This window comes from Leptolyngbya sp. GGD, assembly GCF_026735145.1.
In the GTDB taxonomy this organism is placed as follows: Bacteria; Cyanobacteriota; Cyanobacteriia; order Leptolyngbyales; family Leptolyngbyaceae; genus Leptolyngbya; species Leptolyngbya boryana.
In genome coordinates this window covers 1,885,781-1,902,421 of the sequence record NZ_JAPQKE010000001.1, presented here as the reverse complement: position 1 = coordinate 1,902,421, position 16,641 = coordinate 1,885,781, and the positions used below count along the sequence as shown (strand labels likewise).

Here is a 16,641-nt window from a genome sequence, read left to right as displayed (position 1 = left end):
CATTGAGATTAGAGTAATACATGGACCTGATGCTATGGATTTGTAAAGTGAGAAACTGAGTCCTCAACCGAAGATTTGATATATGTACCTAGATACTGCTAAAGCAAAGTTCTCAGAAGTATTTCAAGGAACAAATTTTGTCCCTAAACCCGCTTCTGAAGGTGAGATTCAAGAGATGGAACAGGAACTCCATCTCACCTTTCCTCCAGCATATCGAGAATTCCTGTTATGGATGGGGCATGGTGCTGGCGGTTTCGCTAGTCATTTCATCTTTAATATCCATCGCTTACCGCGTAATCAGGAGAGTGCTAGAGAACTGATTGAAGATGAAGGACTCATTCTTCCCGATGATGCGATCGTGTTCTGCTGGGGAAACCAAGGCTATTACTTCAAGTTCATTCAAGCGCATGACGGAGACAATCCGAAGGTGCATGATTACCACGAAGGAGAAGGTTTCCTATGGGAACATCGTCCTGATCTTCAGAACTTCATCTTAAATTGCATCAAATGGTATGACGAGCGTCCAGAACTTCTGGCGAGACTGAGAGCGGGATACGAATACTAGTGCCCAGCAATTTTGACAGATGTTCCTAGATACAGTTATTACTGATTAAATTCTAACGAACCAAATCAATGTCTAGTTGTGATGATAGCAGATCTCATGGTGTACTTAGATGAAGCTAAAGTCAAATTTGCAGAAGTTTTTCAGGGGACAAATTGCGAAGCGAAGCCTTCTACTGAGGCTGAAATACGAGAAATGGAAAAGGACTTAAATCTTTCCTTCCCTGCTGCTTACAAAGAATTTCTTTTGTGGATGGGAAATGGTACACGCGGCTTTATTGGTCACTTTGCCTACCGTACCCATAGCTTACCGCTTAACTTAGAAGATGCCAAAGCATTAGTGGAAAAGGATGCTTTAGTCACTCTCCCTGATGACTCAATCATCTTCTGTTGGGGTTCACAAGGAGACTGCTTCAAATTCATTCAGGCTTTTGAAAGCGAGAATCCACGAGTTCATGAGTATTCTGAAGGAGATGGAATCTTTTGGGAAACTCATGCAGATCTTCAGAGCTTTCTTTTAGAGTGCATTAACGGTTATGAGAGACAACCTTGGCTTTTAGATGGACTGAGAGAGGGATTCTAAACTTGAAAAACTTGAATGCTTCATCATCTATTGCTGGCAAGGCATATGCTTATGTATTTAGACCAGGCTAAAACCCGATTTTCAGAGATTTTCCGTAGAACAAGTTTTGTTCCAACTTCTTCAAGTGAGTCAGAGATATCAGAGATGGAAGGCAGGCTAAATACCTCTTTTCCTGAAGCTTATCGTGAATTTCTCCTATGGATGGGCAACGGTGCTGGAGGCTTCCTCGGTAACTTTATTTTTCATACCCGCAGTTTGTATGGTATCCGAGAGGATGCCGATGAATTACTAGAAGACGAACTCGAAAAACTATCAGAGGATGCCATTGTAATTTTTGGAGGATCACAAGGCGGCTATTTTAAATTTATTCGAGCCAGTGAGGGAGACAATCCACCAATACACGACTTCTATGAGGGAGACGGATTTACCTGGAGACAGTATCCAGATCTACAGAGTCTTGTCTTAGATGGAATTAAATGGTGCGTGGAACATCCGGAGTTCTTGCCAAACCAAAAGAACTAACTGCATGAACAGAACGCTGAATTATGTATTTAGATGATGCCAAAGCCCAATTCGAGCAACTCTGTCAAAATGAACGCATTCCCTTTGAAGCTAGACCTGCAAGCGAAGCTGAGATTCAAAATGCTGAGCAGCAACTGCGTATTCGTTTTCCCATTGCATATCGTGAATTTTTGCTTTGGATGGGAAACGGAGGTCATCATTTTCTCGATCATTTTGTTTTTTCTATTTCTCGGCTTCCATTAAATCAAATAGATGCGAGAGAATTAGTAGAAGATGATACTTCAGAAACGTTACCTGAAGATGCGATCGTCCTATTTTGGGGAAATCAGGGCTATTACTTCAAATTCATTTGTGCCTCCGATGGAGACAATCCAAGAGTCCATGAATTCTATGAAGGAGAAGGGTTCACATGGAATCAATTCGAGAACATTGAAGCCCTACTCTTAAATGGTATCGAGTGGTATGAAGAGCGATTAAAATCCTCAAATTCACCCATTGTTTGGCAGGGATAATTCAATCAAGTTACCCTAATTTATCTGAATCATGATTAACTAAGCTAAGAGAACTTAGGCGCTGATGTACTTAAAGCATGTTAAAGAACGTTATCAGTTCTTATGTCGATTACTAAATTTCAAAGAAGATGCACAACCCTGCTCAATCGATGATATCAACCGACTGGAGCAGCATCTCGGCTTGACAGTTCCGACAGCCCTTCAAGAATTCCTACTTTGGATAGGACAAGGTGCACGTTACTTCGACTCTGATAATTGTCGGTTGAGTGATGTTTGGGATGGACGGAAAACAGCCCAAGAAATCATGCAAGAATTTGGTTTTCGGGGAGAACTGCCTGATGATGCGATCGTCTTTTTCATGCCTCAAGAAGCTGATAAATTCGGCTTCATTCGAGCTTCTGAAGGAGGTAACCCACCTGTACATATCTTCTTCCAAGAGCTAGATGGAGGACAAATTGAGTGGAACTACGCAGAGACGATCGAGGACTATCTTCTGCAACGCATTGAAGGTACAATCCGTCTTTATTCGAGGATGAACTAGCTGATGTACCTCGATCGATCAAAAGAAAGATTTCAGCAACTTCTTGAGAGAGCAGAGAAACCTTTGTGGTTTCAACCTTGCACCCCAAGTGAAATCGATGAACTAACAAAATTTCTCACACTCCCTCTTTCTAAAGCGTATGAGGAACTCCTTCTATGGGTGGGACATGGATGTGAAGTATTTGAATCGTACAGAGGTCACTTTTCTTCAAGTGATGGGGTAAACCTACAAGATCTAGCACTCGAAATGATGCAGGAGAGTGAGTTTTCAGATACTCTTCCGGAGGACGCGATCGTATTTTGGATTCTTGATCAAGATTTCTCTTTTGCATTTATAAGAGCCTCGGAAGGCGACAATCCGCCAGTTCATTTTTTCTCCGAGATAGAGCCAGATCAGAACGGTCAATTTAGAAGTCATCCACATTTCGAGTGGAACTTTTCCCCTAACTTGGATGAGTTTTGCTTGCCTTGGATTGATAATTACATCGCAAATTTTACATCTATTACATAAAGCCTGAAAACTACTGTCACGTCAGTAGCTTAACCCCCGTACCTGTCTCTATTTCTACGGAGTAACAAAAGAGAGACTAGTTATCCGAATTAGTTGAAAACAAAGGGAGTCTATTTGTTCTATTGAGGGCTTATTGTTGCTAATGTATTTACGTGAATCAAAGGCGAAATTTCGCCAACTTCATAAGTTAATAGACAAGCCTTTGTGGTTTCAGCCTTGTACTATAGCGGAAATTGATGAGTTGAAGAACTTTCTAAATCTACCCATACCCAAGGCTTATGAAGAACTTCTGCTGTGGATAGGACACGGATGCGAAGTTTTAGACTCACATGGAGGACATTTCTCCTCAAACGATGGCGCTAATCTACAAGAGTTAGGGCTTGAAATCATGCAGGAAAACGGAGCGTCTGAAACACTTCCTACTGATGCGATCGTCTTTTGGATTTTTGATGAAGCTTATTCCTTTGCTTTCATTCGAGCATCAGAAGGAGATGATCCGCCAATTCACTACTTCTCAGGCTTACAACGAGATGCAAATGGTCAATATCAAAATCATCCAAGTGTGCAATGGAACTGGTGCTCAACATTAGATAAACTCTGCCTGTCTTGGATCGAAGCTTGTATAGAACGAAGATATCCAGCACCCTGACCCAACTAATTCTGCCCGGTCTTCTCAGATACGCCACTGCTAGAAGGAAGTGAATTATATGACTGAGTGCTAAGTACGGGACAAAAGCTTGCAAATAATTCATAGGAAGGGGTTTCATGAGAGTTACCACATTCTTAAACCACAAAATCCCTATGAATCAGGTTACTCAACCTCAGGATAAATTGCGACCGCATCTCGCTTGGAGCTAAAACCTCCGGGCAGGTCATACGATCGCGAAGAGATTGGTCAGTCAATCAGCAACTCTTTGATTAGTCTGCACCGAAAGCCAGGTTTAAGAACCTTCGATGTTTTACGGTAGAGGATACACCAGTGTACTTAGATAAAGCAAAGAAACTACTGCCACGATTCATTCAACTCATGCAGTCGAAAGCGGAATTTCAGCAGTATGAACCCTGTACAGAAGAAGAGATTGAACAAATTGAGCATTTTTTGGGATTGCCGTTACCTGCTGCCTATCGAGAGTTCTTACTATGGTCAGGAAAACAGTGCTATTTCATGGATGAGATGGGACTACCCTTTTACTCCTCTGAGAAAACAGATCTTCGCAAAATTGCTCTCGAAATTTTAGAGATGAACGAAGCAACAGACATCTTGCCAGACGATGCAATTATCATATCCATTTTTGATGAAACTGCTGCGTTTGCATTTATCCGAACTTCTGAAGGGGATAATCCACCCGTTCATTATTTTGGTGGAATGAGAGCAAATGGAGAGTCAGTCATTAAGTGGAACTGGGCGGCATCGATCGAAGAATTGTGTATTGAGCGTATGGAAGATATAGTAGCTCAAGTCTATTTCACAAATAATCCTCCTAAACTGGTCGAATAGCCCTTGCTACTATTTTACTGGAGAGGATACACCAGTGTACTTAGATAAAGCAAAGAAACTACTGCCACGATTCATTCAATTGATGCAAGAGAAAGGGATAACGCAACAATATGAACCATGTACCGAGGAAACCGTTGAGCAGATTGAGCAATTTATAGGGTTGCCGCTCCCTGTTGCCTATCGAGAGTTTCTACTATGGGTGGGAGAAGAATGCTACTTCATGGACGAGATTGGAATGCCTTTCTATTCCTCTGAAAAAGCGGATCTTCGTAAAGATGCTCTCAGGATTCTGAAGATGAATGAGGCAACAGACACACTGCCCGATGATGCCATTGTTGCCTTCATCTTTGATGAAGTTACCGAGTTTGCATTTATCCGGGCTTTTGAGGGAGATAACCCACCTGTTCATTACTTTGGTGGAATGGAAGCAAATGGAGAATCAGTCATCACATGGAACTGGTTCCCAACGATCGAAGACCTGTGTATCGATAGGATGGAAACAATAGTGCGCCAACTCTACTCTAGGCATAACCGACTATGTGTTTAGACAATGCTAAATCTCGTTTCTCGGAAGTTTTTCATGGAACAAGCTTTGTTCCTAATCCTGTGAATGAAAATGAAATAATGGAGTTTGAGAAGCGACTCAGTATCTCATTTCCTGCTGCTTACAAGGAGTTTCTCTTGTGGATGGGCAATGGTGCTGGTGACTTTATCAGTCATTTCGTTTTTCATCTTCACAGTTTACTGAACATCCAAGAATTTGCTGAAGAATTGGTGCAAGAACATTCAGAAATCCTGCCTAATGACGCGCTTGTGCTCTTTTGGGGATCACAAGGATACTATTTTATTTTTGTTCAAGTTGATGAAGGTGATGATCCACCTATTCACATTTATTCTGAAGGGGATGGCTTTACCTGGGGATTGCATAATAATCTCCAAAACTTTATCCTGGATTGCATCAAATGGTACGAGACACATCCAGAAATTTCTTCAAAGCAGAAGTAGCGTGAAGAGAGCCTAGATTATTGAGTTTTTAGGTACTGTCTCTCCAGATACTCTACTTCCAGAAGGGAGTGATGCACTTGGAGTGGGTACAAATGGTGGAAGACAGTGGAGGTCTTGATTAATAAGCTCAAAAATCCTTGAAGCCCTTTTGTGGTAAACATTTCAGCGATTTCAATGCAAAATTCTTGAAATCCCCGCTGTATCAGCATTTCAGCGATTTTTACCACTATTTCCTAACAGGTCTATTACCATAGTTCGATCTTCCCTATGAATTCTCGCAATTCCCTTTTCATCGTTGCTTTCACCCTCTTGCTTGGCAATGCTCTCCCCGCTCAAAGTCAAACGGTTCCCCTCGCGACTGCCGAAGCCCGAATCCGGCAGCGCCAAGACCAACTCAATTTGATTTCGCCTGCTGCCTACGATCTCACTCGAAATCCCATTAACGCGCAGACCGAAAGACGCTGGCGGCAACTGCTTTGGGCAACGGCGGTGATCGAACCTCAAGATGCGTATGTGCAAGACACGATCGCTCAAATTCTCACCCTTACCTCGCAAAAACTCAATCCTCCCCAAACTCGCATCGTCGAAATGGCGCTCCAGGTTGGAACTCAACTCTACTCAACCAATCCCACTTCGACTTTAAGAGAACGATTCACTCAAACGATCGCGCAAAGTTCAAATCCCAGATGGGTCGCACTTTCTCTCTCTGCATTAGTCAAAGGCGGCGCAACGGTTCAAGAGCAGCAACAATGGATCAATCAAATTGCCCAACGCTTTCCCCGCTGGTCTGAGAATGTCAGTCTCTACACAACCTTTCAGGATTTAGCAGCACCGAATCGAACACCTCCCGTTAGAGATTTACTGAACTGGTCGATCGCACCAAATCAGCAGCAGCTTTATGTCTTTTGTAGTCGCGATCGCGCTCAACTCTGTTCAGCGTTTCTCAAAGACAGACGCGGGCAATTTGTCCGAGAAAATGGTCGATTGTGGTCGATTCCTTTGTTAACGCGATCGCTGCACAATCTTTCTTGGAACTTTTCACGCGGTTATACGCCTCAAGGAATTTATCGTATTGAAGGAACGATTCCCCAACCTGATACTGATTTCTTTCGTGCTTATGGTTTTTTCCCGTTAGTAAAACTATTCGCACCGTTTGAACCAGGAGTCAGAGAATTTATTCCCGGACGCAAAGGAACTTTGGCTGGAAAACTTCCAGGCTACAACGCACTCCTTCCCCCGAGTTGGCGCAACTATTTTCCGATTCAAGGAAGCTACTGGGCTGGACTGGCTGGACGCAGTGAATTTAGAATTCATGGCAGCGGTGAAGATCCAGGATTCTTTACCAACAATCAGCGCTATCCTGACAGCGCAGGCTGGAATCCTGCGATCGGGTGTCTTTCTGCACTTGAACTCTACGACGAGCAAGGACGACTCAAAACCAGCGATGTCCCACGGTTACTGAATTTATTGGGAGCAAAACCAACTGGGTACTTAATCGTGGCAGAATTGCCCACAGACAGTCGGTCAATTCCTGCTCAAATCGAAGCCGCGATCGCGCGTTAAACTCTATGCGTATTTTCTTACTCAGTCTGATTGCCGTAGTTCTCACTGCGCCTGCTACCTGGGCACAGTCAGCGGCAGATTATCGACAGCGAGGCATTCAGTACCGGACTCAAGAACAATTTCCGCAAGCGATCGAGTCTTTTCAAAAAGCAGTCGAACTCGATCAAAAAAATCTCGCGGGTCGAATTGGACTCGGTTGGACATTGCATCTCGCGAATCGGCGCACAGAAGCGATCGACATGCTGCAAAGTGCGATTCTCTACAATCCATTCAACATTGAAACCTTTAATGCGCTCGGCATTGCTTACTTGGTGAATGGCGATTTGACTCAAGCTGTGGCAGCCCATACTTGGGCAACTATGCTCGATCCGAACAACGAAATTCCGTTCTACAATCTCAGCCTGTCTTACGAACGGCTCGCAATGTACGACTGGGCGATCGAATCTGCGAAGCGCGCCGCTGAATTAGAACCGAATAATCCGCATCCCTGGGTTGCTTTAGCGATTGCGTATCGGGGTCAAGGCGATCGCGTTTCCGCTCAGCAGATTTATCTGCAAGCAATGAATATGGATGCTCGGTATCGCGATCGTGCTTTCCTAAAATTCCTTGCCGAAGCTGGATTCAGTGCAGAACAGATCGCCACTGCTCAAGCATTGCTGAACGAAGTAGACGGGAAATCCGCGTTTTCAGAAGACGCAAATGAGAAGATGTCGCGTCAAGCAAGCGGCTCGTTTAAACAGGTCTAGGTGGAATCTGTCACAGGAAGGGCTAAGCCTCGATTATGGGGAAATGTATACCCGTTTGCCAAACCGGAACGGAAACCGTGCCCGTCTGTAGTTCATTTGTGTAGCTTGTATGATTTCTATCTAAAAATCTGATGTAGTGTCCTCAGCTACAAAAGCAGACGCGAATAATTAAATTAGCAAGTCGTTCGTCTGTTTTATATGACTCAAACCAATCCGAAAGGTGTGAGTCGCGATGAAGTTCAGAAACTTTATCGTGATTTTCGTAAGTCGGTACTGATTTCTACTGCCCAGCAAATCACCCGCGAAAATCGCGCTCAGATTCGGCAGAAAGTTGAGATTTTAGACGTAGAAATCGACAATATCTCAAAAGCTGAATTGTTGAATCGATTAACGAGAGGCGTGATCTTCACGCCGAACGTCGATCATTTAATGAAACTGCAAACAGATCCAGAATTCAAACAAGCCTATGAGGTTGCAGATTACAAAATCTGTGACAGTCAGATTGTGTTATATGCTTCAAAATTCTTAGGCTCACCTTTGCAGGCAAAGATTTCTGGTTCTGAACTGTTCCCGACTTTCTGTGAACACCATAAAGACAACCCGAACATCACCATTTTTCTGCTTGGGGGTGCCGAGGGTGTCGCGAAACAAGCTCAAGTCAGAATCAATGCAAAGATTGGACGAGACATTATTGTGGCGGCACATTCGCCTTCTTTTGGGTTTGAGAAAGATGAGGTGGAATGTCAAGCGATCGTGGAGTTGATCAATCGTTCTGCTGCGACTGTGCTGGTGATTGGAGTCGGCGCACCGAAACAAGAGATTTGGATCGCGAAATATAAGGATCAACTGCCGAACATTGATATTTTTATGGCGGTTGGGGCTTCCATTGATTTTGAGGCAGGCGTTAAACCCAGAGCGCCGGAATGGGTCAGCGATCGCGGTTTAGAGTGGTTTTACCGCTTAATGTCTGAGCCGAAACGGCTTTGGAAACGATATCTCGTCGATGATTTGCCTTTCTTTTGGCTGTTGTTGCAACAAAAATTGAAGCGATTAAGGTAAAATCGCGCCCGTTAGAATTGCGCCCCGAAGATTTGTATGCGTCAAATTCGCTCCTGCAAAGTTCGCCTTACTCAGATTTGCCCAAGACAAATCTGCCCCCGATAAGTCTGCATCCGTGAAATCCGCCCCAAATAGATAGGCTCCAATCAGATGCGATCGCACTAATTTTGCCTGCCGAAAATTCGCTCGATACAAATGCGTTCCGCTCAACTCCGCCTCAAACAAATTTGCCCCTGCAAAATTCACATCGGCTAAATTTGCGCCCAGTAAAATGGCATTGCTCAGATCGGCTCGACACAATTCGGCTTGCATCAGATCCGCCTGCTTCAATCTCGCGCCTCTTAATTCAGTGCCAATCAAATTTGCACGAATCAAATCGGTATCACTCAAATTTGCGCCCTTCAGATCAGAGCCAATTAAATTTACCTCAGTCAAATCCGCTGCCCGAAAATCGACTTCAACCAAATTCGCATCAATAAATTCAGCCTGTCGCAGTTTTGCACCGATCAATTTCGCTTGATGCAAATGGGCTTTATTGAACTTAGATCCACTCAGATCCGACTGATTGAGAATTGCCTCAGTCAAATTGGCACGACAGAAATCAACTCCACGCAGATCTGCGCTTTGCAAATCTAGTCCTGATAACTCTGCATCACTTAAATCTGGCTGTAGCGTTGGATAACGCGATCGCCAATTTGACCACGCGATCGCGCCTCTCTGCAATGTCATCACCTGCGTCATCACCGCCACGATCGCTTACTCCTTACGATCGTCGTAATATTCGCGACCGGGCAGATTTTCCATCGTCTCAATCACCGCTTTCGAGGCTGCGATAATATCGCGTTCTTCACCGCCCAGATATAGCCGTCCAAAACTTCCCACGGCTGAGATCTGCAAAATGTTAATCAGTGCCGCTTTTTCTGCCTCATTTGCCGCCAGCGACGCATACGCCGCAGGTTCAACTTCAAACACATACAAGGTTTGCCCTGCCAGAATCATATTGCCGCGCCGAGTCCGGTTAATCAACTGCGTATGATGCGCGTCAATATTGCGAATAATCTGGCTTGAGATCACGCGGGGTTTTAGGCAATCCTGCTTACGCACATCTAATGCCGCTAAAATGGCTCGTCCTGCTGCATTGACTTCGCCTTGATTGCTGGCATGAATTTCCATTAATCCATACAACCGCTCTACGACTTGCACCCCAGGACGGACAACAGCCGCTTTCAGCGCGACATCCATAATCCGGTTAATCTCGATCCCCGGCGAAATTTCAATCCAAAGCGATGCATCACCCGGCAAAGGTAAGAAGCCCAAAGACTCCGTTCCTAAATACGCGGCATGTTGCGGCTGTAAGCGATCGATATAAACGTAGCTACGAAGATCAATTCCCAAGGTGAACGAATGTAAAGTCCTCTCTTAGTATAAAGCGTGATGAATCCCCGATCTCAATTCAGCGTGATTATGTCTTTAGGACTACTCCTTTCGACAGAGACGTGCCCATTGCGGGTCACGCTATCTTTCTAGGTGTATTTCTCCGATGACGATTCTGTTCATTATTAGCTAGAAAATCTGTGTTTCAATATCTTCCGCCTCTTAACGAACACAATTTACCTTATCCAGATACCATTCACCCGATTGTGATTCATTTTGTTCTTGCAATGATCTTCTTCGCATTCTTCTGCGACATTGTGGGATATTTTACAAAAAATACACGATTGTATGAGGTCTCCTGGTGGAATCTCGCTTTTGCAACTGTTTCTATTTTTATTGCAATTATTTTCGGTCAAATTGAAGCGGGTCTTGCAGAACCTTATCAAGCCGCCGCAGATACACTCAATTTACATACCTTGCTGGGATGGTCGCTCGCGGGAATTTTAGCGGGAGTCACAGGATGGCGGTATGTGATTCGATTGCGTGAAAAAGAGCAATTGCCAACGGCTTATATGGTCGTGAGCGTCCTCACGCTTTTAATCGTTTGCATTCAGACTTATTTAGGTACAGCGCTTGTCTGGATCTATGGATTGCACAGCATTCCGGTCGTCGATGCAATTCGAGAAGGAGGATTGTAATGAATCCAGACTTAATTGAGCAATTCGGTCGGCTCGGTGCAAATGGATTGCCCTATGTTGTGCCGATTCATCCCCTGTTTGTGCATCTGACTTTGGGATTGTTTATTGCCGCGATCGCATTTGATATTGTTGGCGCGTTTTATCCAGTTGAGAAGTCCATCTTCAAATTCTTAGCGATTCCTGCCACTCGCTCTGGGCTGTTTGATGTCGGCTGGTACAACATGCTTGCAGCCGCTGTAGTGACATTTTTTACGGTTGTAGCGGGCTACTTTGAAATTTCATTGGCTGTTCCTTTGGCGGATGTCAAAAGTGCTTGGGGTTTGCAGGCTTTAAAAACAATGGTGCTCCACGGTGTGGGAGGCATTTTGATCTTGACGCTCATTGTCGGGATGACGGTTTGGAGAGGATACCAACGATTTCTCTGGCGTAAAGATATGGCGCGGCAGGTGCAGTGGAGCTATCTAATTGCAGGGCTTGGTATCTTTCTGCTGATGTTTTTGCAAGGCACACTCGGTGCGCATTTAGGCGGAGAGTTTGGCATTCATGTCACGGCTGATCAACTACTCCATCTAGGCGAAAATCCGAATCAGGTTTTGCAATAGTACTTAGGAAACTGACGATGAAACTTCGCGCAATCCTTATCCTGACGATTTATGCTGTGGCGATCGCATTCATAAGTTTGTGGGCCGCAAAACAGTCTTACTCTTGGTTTCCGCCAGAAGCGGCGGCTGAATCGAAGCTCTTTGATGATTTATTTAGCTTGTTTACTGGCTTAGGCACGTTTATCTATCTCGGTGTGATGGGACCTTTTGTCTATTCTTTGATCTTTCATCGAGCGGCAAAATATGATCTCAGCGATGCGCCTCCGATCGAAGGCAATACTTGGCTAGAAATCATCTGGACAGCCGTGCCGTTGGTCTTAGTGCTGAGCCTTGCCTTTGCGAGCTATCAAACATATGAAAAGATGGCGGTTCGAGGCCCGATGGAACTCGTGCATCTGCACATGCCGAAGGTTGTAGAAGCTGCATATGCCGAGCCATTTGATGATACGCCTCAAAAAGAGATCCAGAATGCTCTGCAAACGGCTCCGGTCGAGCATATTGATGTGACAGCGAAGCAATGGGCTTGGATCTTTCGATATCCAGAGCAGAATGTGACGAGTACTGAATTGCATTTGCCCATCGATCGACGAGTGAAATTCACGCTGCATTCTGACGACGTACTGCATGGCTTCTACATTCCTGCCTTTCGGCTTAAGCAAGATGTCGTTCCAAATCATGACATTGACTTTGAATTGACTCCAGTGCGAGCTGGACAATATCGCTTACGCGATTCGATGTTAAGTGGAACTTACTTTGCTGCGAATCAGGCTGATGTGGTTGTTCAGTCTCAAGCGGATTATGAGCAATGGCTAGCTGATGCGGCAACTCGCACTCCCGCTCCTGCGTTTAATCCAGCCGCAGACGAATATGCACGCGCACAAGCCCAAGGACGGAAAACCAAAGACAAAACTGCTGTTCGGGGTTGGGCAACGTTACCGCCTGCACCGCCACCGATTGTGAACTATTCACCCCAGCATGAACCGACTAGCCCAGCGACTTGATGAGGATTATTGAATTATGGCAAATATCTCGATCGACACTCCCCAAGTCGTCCGTGGACAACCTTATCCAGGCGCACCGGATAACTGGAAGCGATTTTTTACGTTTAGTACCGATCACAAAGTGATTGGGATTCAGTACATTGCGACTTCATTCTTCTTTTTCTTAGTCGGTGGGCTGTTCGCAATGGTGATGCGGGGTGAATTGATTACCCCAGAAGCAGATTTAGTCGATCGTACGGTCTACAATGCACTGTTCACGATGCATGGTTCGGTCATGCTGTTTTTGTGGACATTTCCAGTGCTCGTCGGGTTAGGAAATTATCTCGTGCCTCTGATGATTGGCGCGCGAGATATGGCATTCCCGCGATTGAATGCAGTTTCATTTTGGATGATCCCGATCGTAGGGGTGCTGATGATGGTCAGCTTTCTCATTCCAGGAGGACCGTCTCAGTCCGGTTGGTGGGCATATCCGCCCGTCAGCTTGCAAAATCCAACCGGAAATCTGATTAACGGGCAATTTCTTTGGCTTTTGGCGGTTGCGATTTCTGGGGTTTCCTCGATTATGGGAGCCGTGAACTTCGTGACGACGATTTTCAGAATGCGTGCTCCCGGAATGACTTGGTTTAAAACCCCTGCATTTGTGTGGGCGGTTTTAGCTGCGCAATTGATTCAGCTTTATGGACTCCCGGCACTGACAGGCGGCGCAATTATGTTGCTGCTGGATCTAACGGTAGGGACGAGCTTTTTTGCTCCTGAACGTGGTGGAAATCCGATTTTGTACCAGCATTTCTTCTGGTTCTATTCTCATCCTGCGGTGTATGTGATGGTACTTCCTGTGTTTGGGATCTTCTCAGAAGTGCTGCCGGTTCACGCGCGTAAGCCATTGTTTGGCTATCGCGTGATTGCTGCATCCTCGGTTTTGATCACCGTTATCAGCGCATTCGTCTGGGTGCATCATATGTTTGCGAGTGCGACTCCAGGCTGGATGCGCATGTTTTTCATGGTAACCACGATGCTGGTTGCTGTGCCCTCTGGCATTAAAGTGTTTGGCTGGGTTGCCACTATTTGGGGAGGTAAAATCCGCTTCACGACACCGATGCTATTCGCTCTAGGCGGAATTAGTAACTGGGTGTTTGCCGGAATTACGGGCATTTTCTTAGGTTCAGTGCCTTTAGATATTCACCTCAACAATACTTACTTTGTGGTGGGCCACTTCCATTATGTGTTGTATGGGGCGATTGGCATGGGCATCTATGCTGGGTTTTATCACTGGTTCCCGAAGATGACGGGGCGAATGTACTACGAAGGCTTAGGCAAACTACATTTTGTTCTGACCTATCTCGGAATTGCGCTGACGTTTATTCCAATGCATCCGCTTGGATTTATGGGAATGCCGCGTCGAGTGGCTTCCTATGATCTAGAGTTTGCTTACTGGAATGTGATTGCAAGCTTGGGCAGCTTTTTACTCGGTGTGTCTGTTGTGCCGTTTATTCTCAATATGGTCAGTGGGTGGATTCGGGGTGAAAAAGCGGGGGACAATCCTTGGAGAGCTTACGGGTTAGAGTGGTTGACGACTTCGCCTCCAGCGGTTGAGAACTTTGAAGAAACCCCGATCGTGATTGCAGGCCCTTATGGCTATGGTAGGACTGAACCTTTAGTCGCCAACAATCCAAATCCAGATTCAATCAATCCGATGCCGGGTTTGGTTGAATCTTCTACAGAACAGGAGTAAGGCTATGACAGAAAGAGCCATTGCCCAAGATGTTGAAGCTCAAGTGCGATCGCATCAAGAACACGATGAAGCGGGAAATAGTAAATTTGGCTTTATTGTGTTCTTACTGTCGGAAAGTGTAATTTTTCTCAGCTTTTTTGCGGGCTACATTATTTACAAAACCCAGACTTTAGATTGGTATCCGCCGGGAGTCACAGGGTTAGATGTGGATGCTCCTCGAATTAACACGATCGTGCTGGTGTCGAGTAGCTTTGTCATCTATGTGGCTGAGCGATACTTGCATGATAAAAAACTGTGGGGCTTTCGCCTATTTCTGATCGCAACGATGGCAATGGGAGCCTACTTTCTGTACGGGCAAGCTGTGGAATGGAGTAGCTTATCGTTTGGGCTGACCGATGGTTTGTTTGGCGGCACGTTTTACTTGCTGACTGGATTTCACGGACTTCATGTGTTGACCGGGCTGTTGTTACAGACGCTCATGCTCGGTCGATCGTTTATTCCCGGTAACTATGACAATGGCTCGTTTGGAGTCGAAGCAACCTCGCTGTTTTGGCATTTTGTCGATGTCATTTGGATTGTGCTGTTCATTCTGATCTACGTTTGGCAATAAGAGGGAATTTCCATGATTATTGATGATCAGCTTTATGATGTGATTATTATCGGCACAGGTGCAGGTGGCGGAACCTTAGTGCGGAAGCTCGCTCCCACGGGACTGAAGATTCTTGTTCTCGATCGAGGAGACTTTCAAGAGAAAGAAAGTTCAGAGTTAGTCGATCTTGAAGTCTTCAAACGCGAGCAATATCATGCGCCTGAATCCTGGACAGATGAAGCAGGAGAACCGTTTTATCCGCAAACCAATTACGGAGTTGGGGGAAATACGAAGACTTGGTATGGTGTGTTGATGCGAATGCGCGATCGCGATTTTGAAGCAGTTCAGCACCAAAATGGCATTTCTCCTGAGTGGGAACTCAAAGCTGCTGACTTTGAACCTTACTACACCGAAGCAGAAAAGCTTTATCAGGTGCATGGTAAAACAGGCGACGACCCAACAGAACCGTCTCATCGCGAAGACTATCCATTTCCAGAAATTGCCCACGAGCCTTTTCCGATTCAAAGCATTTCCGAAACGCTTGCTGAGCAAAACTTGCATCCCTTTTATTTGCCGCTCGGATTGGGCGATCAAGGTAGAACTGATTCCGAAGATAGTGGAGTCACTCCTGCTCTGAAATACGAAAATGTGACGCTGAAGACTTCGGCGCAAGTGCTTTGGCTGCATACCAATCCATCGGGAAGCGAAATTAAAGGGGTGCAGGCGAAAGTTGGGGATCAGTACTATCTGTTTCTCAGCCACATTGTTGTCGTCGCTTGTGGTGCAATTAACTCTGCTGCATTACTTTTAAAGTCTGCAAACGAGAAGCATCCGAATGGCATTGCAAATGGCTCCGGCATGGTCGGACGTAATTTGATGAAGCAGCAATTATCCGTTGTTGTACAATTAATGGCTTCACAGAACTCTGGGCTATTTCCAAGAACGCTTGGGGTGAATGATTTTTACTGGGGCGACAAAGATTTCGCGTATCCGATGGGGCATATCCAAAACTCAGGCGGCATTCTGCGAGATGTTCTCTTTTCTGAGGCACCGCCGATTTTGTCTGCGATTAAAAGTCTGTTACCTAATTTTGGATTGCGACAGTTAGCAACCCGTTCGATCGGGTGGTGGTTGCAAACCGAAGACTTACCTGATCCAGACAATCGGGTGCGATTTGTCGGAGATAAACTGCGTGTCGAGTACAAGGTGAATAACTTTGAAGCACACGATCGCTTAGTTTATCGCTGGATCGATGTCTTGAAAAACGTGGAAGCAGCACGACCTTCAATCTTTAGCCGTAATGCTCATCCCCGCAGTGATATGCCCATTTCTGTTGTGGCTCATCAGGCGGGAACCTGTCGGTTTGGGTCTGATCCAACTCAGTCTGTGTTGGATTTGAATTGCCGCGCTCATGAGGTTAATAATCTGTACGTAGTCGATAGTAGTTTCTTCCCGTCTAGCTCCAGCGTTAGCCCAGGTCTTACCGTCATTGCAAATGCGTTGCGAGTAGGAGATCATTTGATTCAGCGATTCAAAGGATGAGAC

The 16,641-nt window shown here is 45.4% G+C and carries 21 protein-coding genes; 19 read left to right on the top strand and 2 right to left on the bottom strand.

All coding sequences use genetic code 11. From position 1 onward, the window contains the following. Window positions 1-82 precede the first annotated feature (82 nt). From OU814_RS08875 to OU814_RS08815, 13 genes are all read left to right on the top strand, one after another. Window positions 83-565, top strand: a complete 483-nt coding sequence (locus OU814_RS08875; RefSeq protein WP_268182009.1) for an SMI1/KNR4 family protein — start codon at window positions 83-85, stop codon at window positions 563-565. 96 nt (window positions 566-661) lie between these two features. Then, window positions 662-1,144 (top strand): SMI1/KNR4 family protein, encoded by a 483-nt coding sequence (locus OU814_RS08870; protein WP_268182007.1) that lies wholly within the window; start codon window positions 662-664, stop codon window positions 1,142-1,144. 51 nt (window positions 1,145-1,195) lie between these two features. Beyond that, on the top strand, window positions 1,196-1,666 hold the full coding sequence (locus OU814_RS08865; RefSeq protein WP_268182006.1) for an SMI1/KNR4 family protein: 471 nt from the start codon (window positions 1,196-1,198) through the stop codon (window positions 1,664-1,666). Between the two features lie 23 nt (window positions 1,667-1,689). Continuing rightward, complete coding sequence (locus OU814_RS08860) at window positions 1,690-2,178, top strand: SMI1/KNR4 family protein (RefSeq protein ID WP_268182005.1); 489 nt, start codon at window positions 1,690-1,692, stop codon at window positions 2,176-2,178. Between the two features lie 64 nt (window positions 2,179-2,242). Further along, window positions 2,243-2,719, top strand: a complete 477-nt coding sequence (locus OU814_RS08855; protein ID WP_268182004.1) for an SMI1/KNR4 family protein — start codon at window positions 2,243-2,245, stop codon at window positions 2,717-2,719. A gap of 3 nt (window positions 2,720-2,722) precedes the next feature. Then, on the top strand, window positions 2,723-3,229 hold the full coding sequence (locus tag OU814_RS08850; protein WP_268182002.1) for an SMI1/KNR4 family protein: 507 nt from the start codon (window positions 2,723-2,725) through the stop codon (window positions 3,227-3,229). Window positions 3,230-3,371: 142 nt separating this feature from the next. Further along, window positions 3,372-3,878 (top strand): SMI1/KNR4 family protein, encoded by a 507-nt coding sequence (locus OU814_RS08845; RefSeq protein WP_268182000.1) that lies wholly within the window; start codon window positions 3,372-3,374, stop codon window positions 3,876-3,878. 378 nt (window positions 3,879-4,256) lie between these two features. Then, window positions 4,257-4,727 (top strand): SMI1/KNR4 family protein, encoded by a 471-nt coding sequence (locus tag OU814_RS08840; protein ID WP_268181998.1) that lies wholly within the window; start codon window positions 4,257-4,259, stop codon window positions 4,725-4,727. Between the two features lie 34 nt (window positions 4,728-4,761). Continuing rightward, window positions 4,762-5,274 (top strand): SMI1/KNR4 family protein, encoded by a 513-nt coding sequence (locus OU814_RS08835; protein ID WP_268181996.1) that lies wholly within the window; start codon window positions 4,762-4,764, stop codon window positions 5,272-5,274. After that, a complete protein-coding gene (locus tag OU814_RS08830) occupies window positions 5,265-5,732 on the top strand; it encodes an SMI1/KNR4 family protein (protein WP_268181994.1) in 468 nt (155 codons plus the stop codon). Before OU814_RS08835 ends, OU814_RS08830 begins: the two co-directional genes overlap by 10 nt. A 267-nt stretch (window positions 5,733-5,999) precedes the next feature. Beyond that, window positions 6,000-7,295, top strand: a complete 1,296-nt coding sequence (locus tag OU814_RS08825) for a hypothetical protein (protein WP_268181992.1) — start codon at window positions 6,000-6,002, stop codon at window positions 7,293-7,295. Between the two features lie 5 nt (window positions 7,296-7,300). Beyond that, a complete protein-coding gene (locus tag OU814_RS08820; protein ID WP_268181990.1) occupies window positions 7,301-8,041 on the top strand; it encodes a tetratricopeptide repeat protein in 741 nt (246 codons plus the stop codon). Between the two features lie 198 nt (window positions 8,042-8,239). Next, complete coding sequence (locus OU814_RS08815; protein WP_268181988.1) at window positions 8,240-9,100, top strand: WecB/TagA/CpsF family glycosyltransferase; 861 nt, start codon at window positions 8,240-8,242, stop codon at window positions 9,098-9,100. Here the strand turns inward: OU814_RS08815 and OU814_RS08810 are convergent. Together OU814_RS08810 and OU814_RS08805 are read right to left on the bottom strand one after the other, a co-directional pair. Next, complete coding sequence (locus OU814_RS08810; protein ID WP_268182115.1) at window positions 9,092-9,841, bottom strand: pentapeptide repeat-containing protein; 750 nt, start codon at window positions 9,839-9,841, stop codon at window positions 9,092-9,094. The genes OU814_RS08815 and OU814_RS08810 overlap by 9 nt on opposite strands. A 15-nt stretch (window positions 9,842-9,856) precedes the next feature. Further along, window positions 9,857-10,495, bottom strand: coding sequence for a microcompartments protein (locus tag OU814_RS08805; protein WP_017289263.1), 639 nt, complete (start codon window positions 10,493-10,495; stop codon window positions 9,857-9,859). 179 nt (window positions 10,496-10,674) lie between these two features. Here OU814_RS08805 and OU814_RS08800 point away from each other — a divergent pair, with 179 nt between their 5' ends. From OU814_RS08800 to OU814_RS08775, 6 genes are read left to right on the top strand one after another with little or no spacing between them, the layout of a single operon-like run. Next, a complete protein-coding gene (locus OU814_RS08800; protein ID WP_017289264.1) occupies window positions 10,675-11,172 on the top strand; it encodes a DUF2231 domain-containing protein in 498 nt (165 codons plus the stop codon). After that, entirely contained in the window at window positions 11,172-11,774 is a 603-nt protein-coding gene (locus OU814_RS08795; protein ID WP_017289265.1) for a DUF2231 domain-containing protein, read from the top strand. The genes OU814_RS08800 and OU814_RS08795 overlap by 1 nt, the downstream gene beginning before the upstream one ends. Before the next feature lie 17 nt (window positions 11,775-11,791). Then, window positions 11,792-12,775 carry a cytochrome c oxidase subunit II gene (locus tag OU814_RS08790; RefSeq protein ID WP_268181986.1) on the top strand — a complete coding sequence of 328 codons (984 nt, stop codon included), beginning with the start codon at window positions 11,792-11,794 and terminating at the stop codon, window positions 12,773-12,775. A gap of 16 nt (window positions 12,776-12,791) precedes the next feature. Then, window positions 12,792-14,507, top strand: a complete 1,716-nt coding sequence (locus OU814_RS08785; RefSeq protein ID WP_017289267.1) for a cytochrome c oxidase subunit I — start codon at window positions 12,792-12,794, stop codon at window positions 14,505-14,507. Window positions 14,508-14,511: 4 nt separating this feature from the next. Next, window positions 14,512-15,117 (top strand): cytochrome c oxidase subunit 3, encoded by a 606-nt coding sequence (locus tag OU814_RS08780; RefSeq protein ID WP_017289268.1) that lies wholly within the window; start codon window positions 14,512-14,514, stop codon window positions 15,115-15,117. Between the two features lie 12 nt (window positions 15,118-15,129). Then, on the top strand, window positions 15,130-16,638 hold the full coding sequence (locus tag OU814_RS08775; protein WP_190648171.1) for a GMC oxidoreductase: 1,509 nt from the start codon (window positions 15,130-15,132) through the stop codon (window positions 16,636-16,638). The last annotated feature ends 3 nt before the right edge of the window (window positions 16,639-16,641 follow it).

Excerpts from the sequence above, each read along its gene's own strand:
- OU814_RS08875 (WP_268182009.1), top strand. The coding sequence starts at position 83 with ATGTACCTAGATACTGCTAAAGCAAAGTTCTCAGAAGTATTTCAAGGA.
- OU814_RS08870 (WP_268182007.1), top strand. The coding sequence starts at position 662 with ATGGTGTACTTAGATGAAGCTAAAGTCAAATTTGCAGAAGTTTTTCAG.
- OU814_RS08865 (WP_268182006.1), top strand. The coding sequence starts at position 1,196 with ATGTATTTAGACCAGGCTAAAACCCGATTTTCAGAGATTTTCCGTAGA.
- OU814_RS08860 (WP_268182005.1), top strand. The coding sequence starts at position 1,690 with ATGTATTTAGATGATGCCAAAGCCCAATTCGAGCAACTCTGTCAAAAT.
- OU814_RS08855 (WP_268182004.1), top strand. The coding sequence starts at position 2,243 with ATGTACTTAAAGCATGTTAAAGAACGTTATCAGTTCTTATGTCGATTA.
- OU814_RS08850 (WP_268182002.1), top strand. The coding sequence starts at position 2,723 with ATGTACCTCGATCGATCAAAAGAAAGATTTCAGCAACTTCTTGAGAGA.
- OU814_RS08845 (WP_268182000.1), top strand. The coding sequence starts at position 3,372 with ATGTATTTACGTGAATCAAAGGCGAAATTTCGCCAACTTCATAAGTTA.
- OU814_RS08840 (WP_268181998.1), top strand. The coding sequence starts at position 4,257 with ATGCAGTCGAAAGCGGAATTTCAGCAGTATGAACCCTGTACAGAAGAA.
- OU814_RS08830 (WP_268181994.1), top strand. The coding sequence starts at position 5,265 with ATGTGTTTAGACAATGCTAAATCTCGTTTCTCGGAAGTTTTTCATGGA.
- OU814_RS08825 (WP_268181992.1), top strand. The coding sequence starts at position 6,000 with ATGAATTCTCGCAATTCCCTTTTCATCGTTGCTTTCACCCTCTTGCTT.
- OU814_RS08820 (WP_268181990.1), top strand. The coding sequence starts at position 7,301 with ATGCGTATTTTCTTACTCAGTCTGATTGCCGTAGTTCTCACTGCGCCT.
- OU814_RS08815 (WP_268181988.1), top strand. The coding sequence starts at position 8,240 with ATGACTCAAACCAATCCGAAAGGTGTGAGTCGCGATGAAGTTCAGAAA.
- OU814_RS08810 (WP_268182115.1), bottom strand. The coding sequence starts at position 9,841 with ATGACGCAGGTGATGACATTGCAGAGAGGCGCGATCGCGTGGTCAAAT.
- OU814_RS08795 (WP_017289265.1), top strand. The coding sequence starts at position 11,172 with ATGAATCCAGACTTAATTGAGCAATTCGGTCGGCTCGGTGCAAATGGA.
- OU814_RS08790 (WP_268181986.1), top strand. The coding sequence starts at position 11,792 with ATGAAACTTCGCGCAATCCTTATCCTGACGATTTATGCTGTGGCGATC.
- OU814_RS08785 (WP_017289267.1), top strand. The coding sequence starts at position 12,792 with ATGGCAAATATCTCGATCGACACTCCCCAAGTCGTCCGTGGACAACCT.
- OU814_RS08780 (WP_017289268.1), top strand. The coding sequence starts at position 14,512 with ATGACAGAAAGAGCCATTGCCCAAGATGTTGAAGCTCAAGTGCGATCG.
- OU814_RS08775 (WP_190648171.1), top strand. The coding sequence starts at position 15,130 with ATGATTATTGATGATCAGCTTTATGATGTGATTATTATCGGCACAGGT.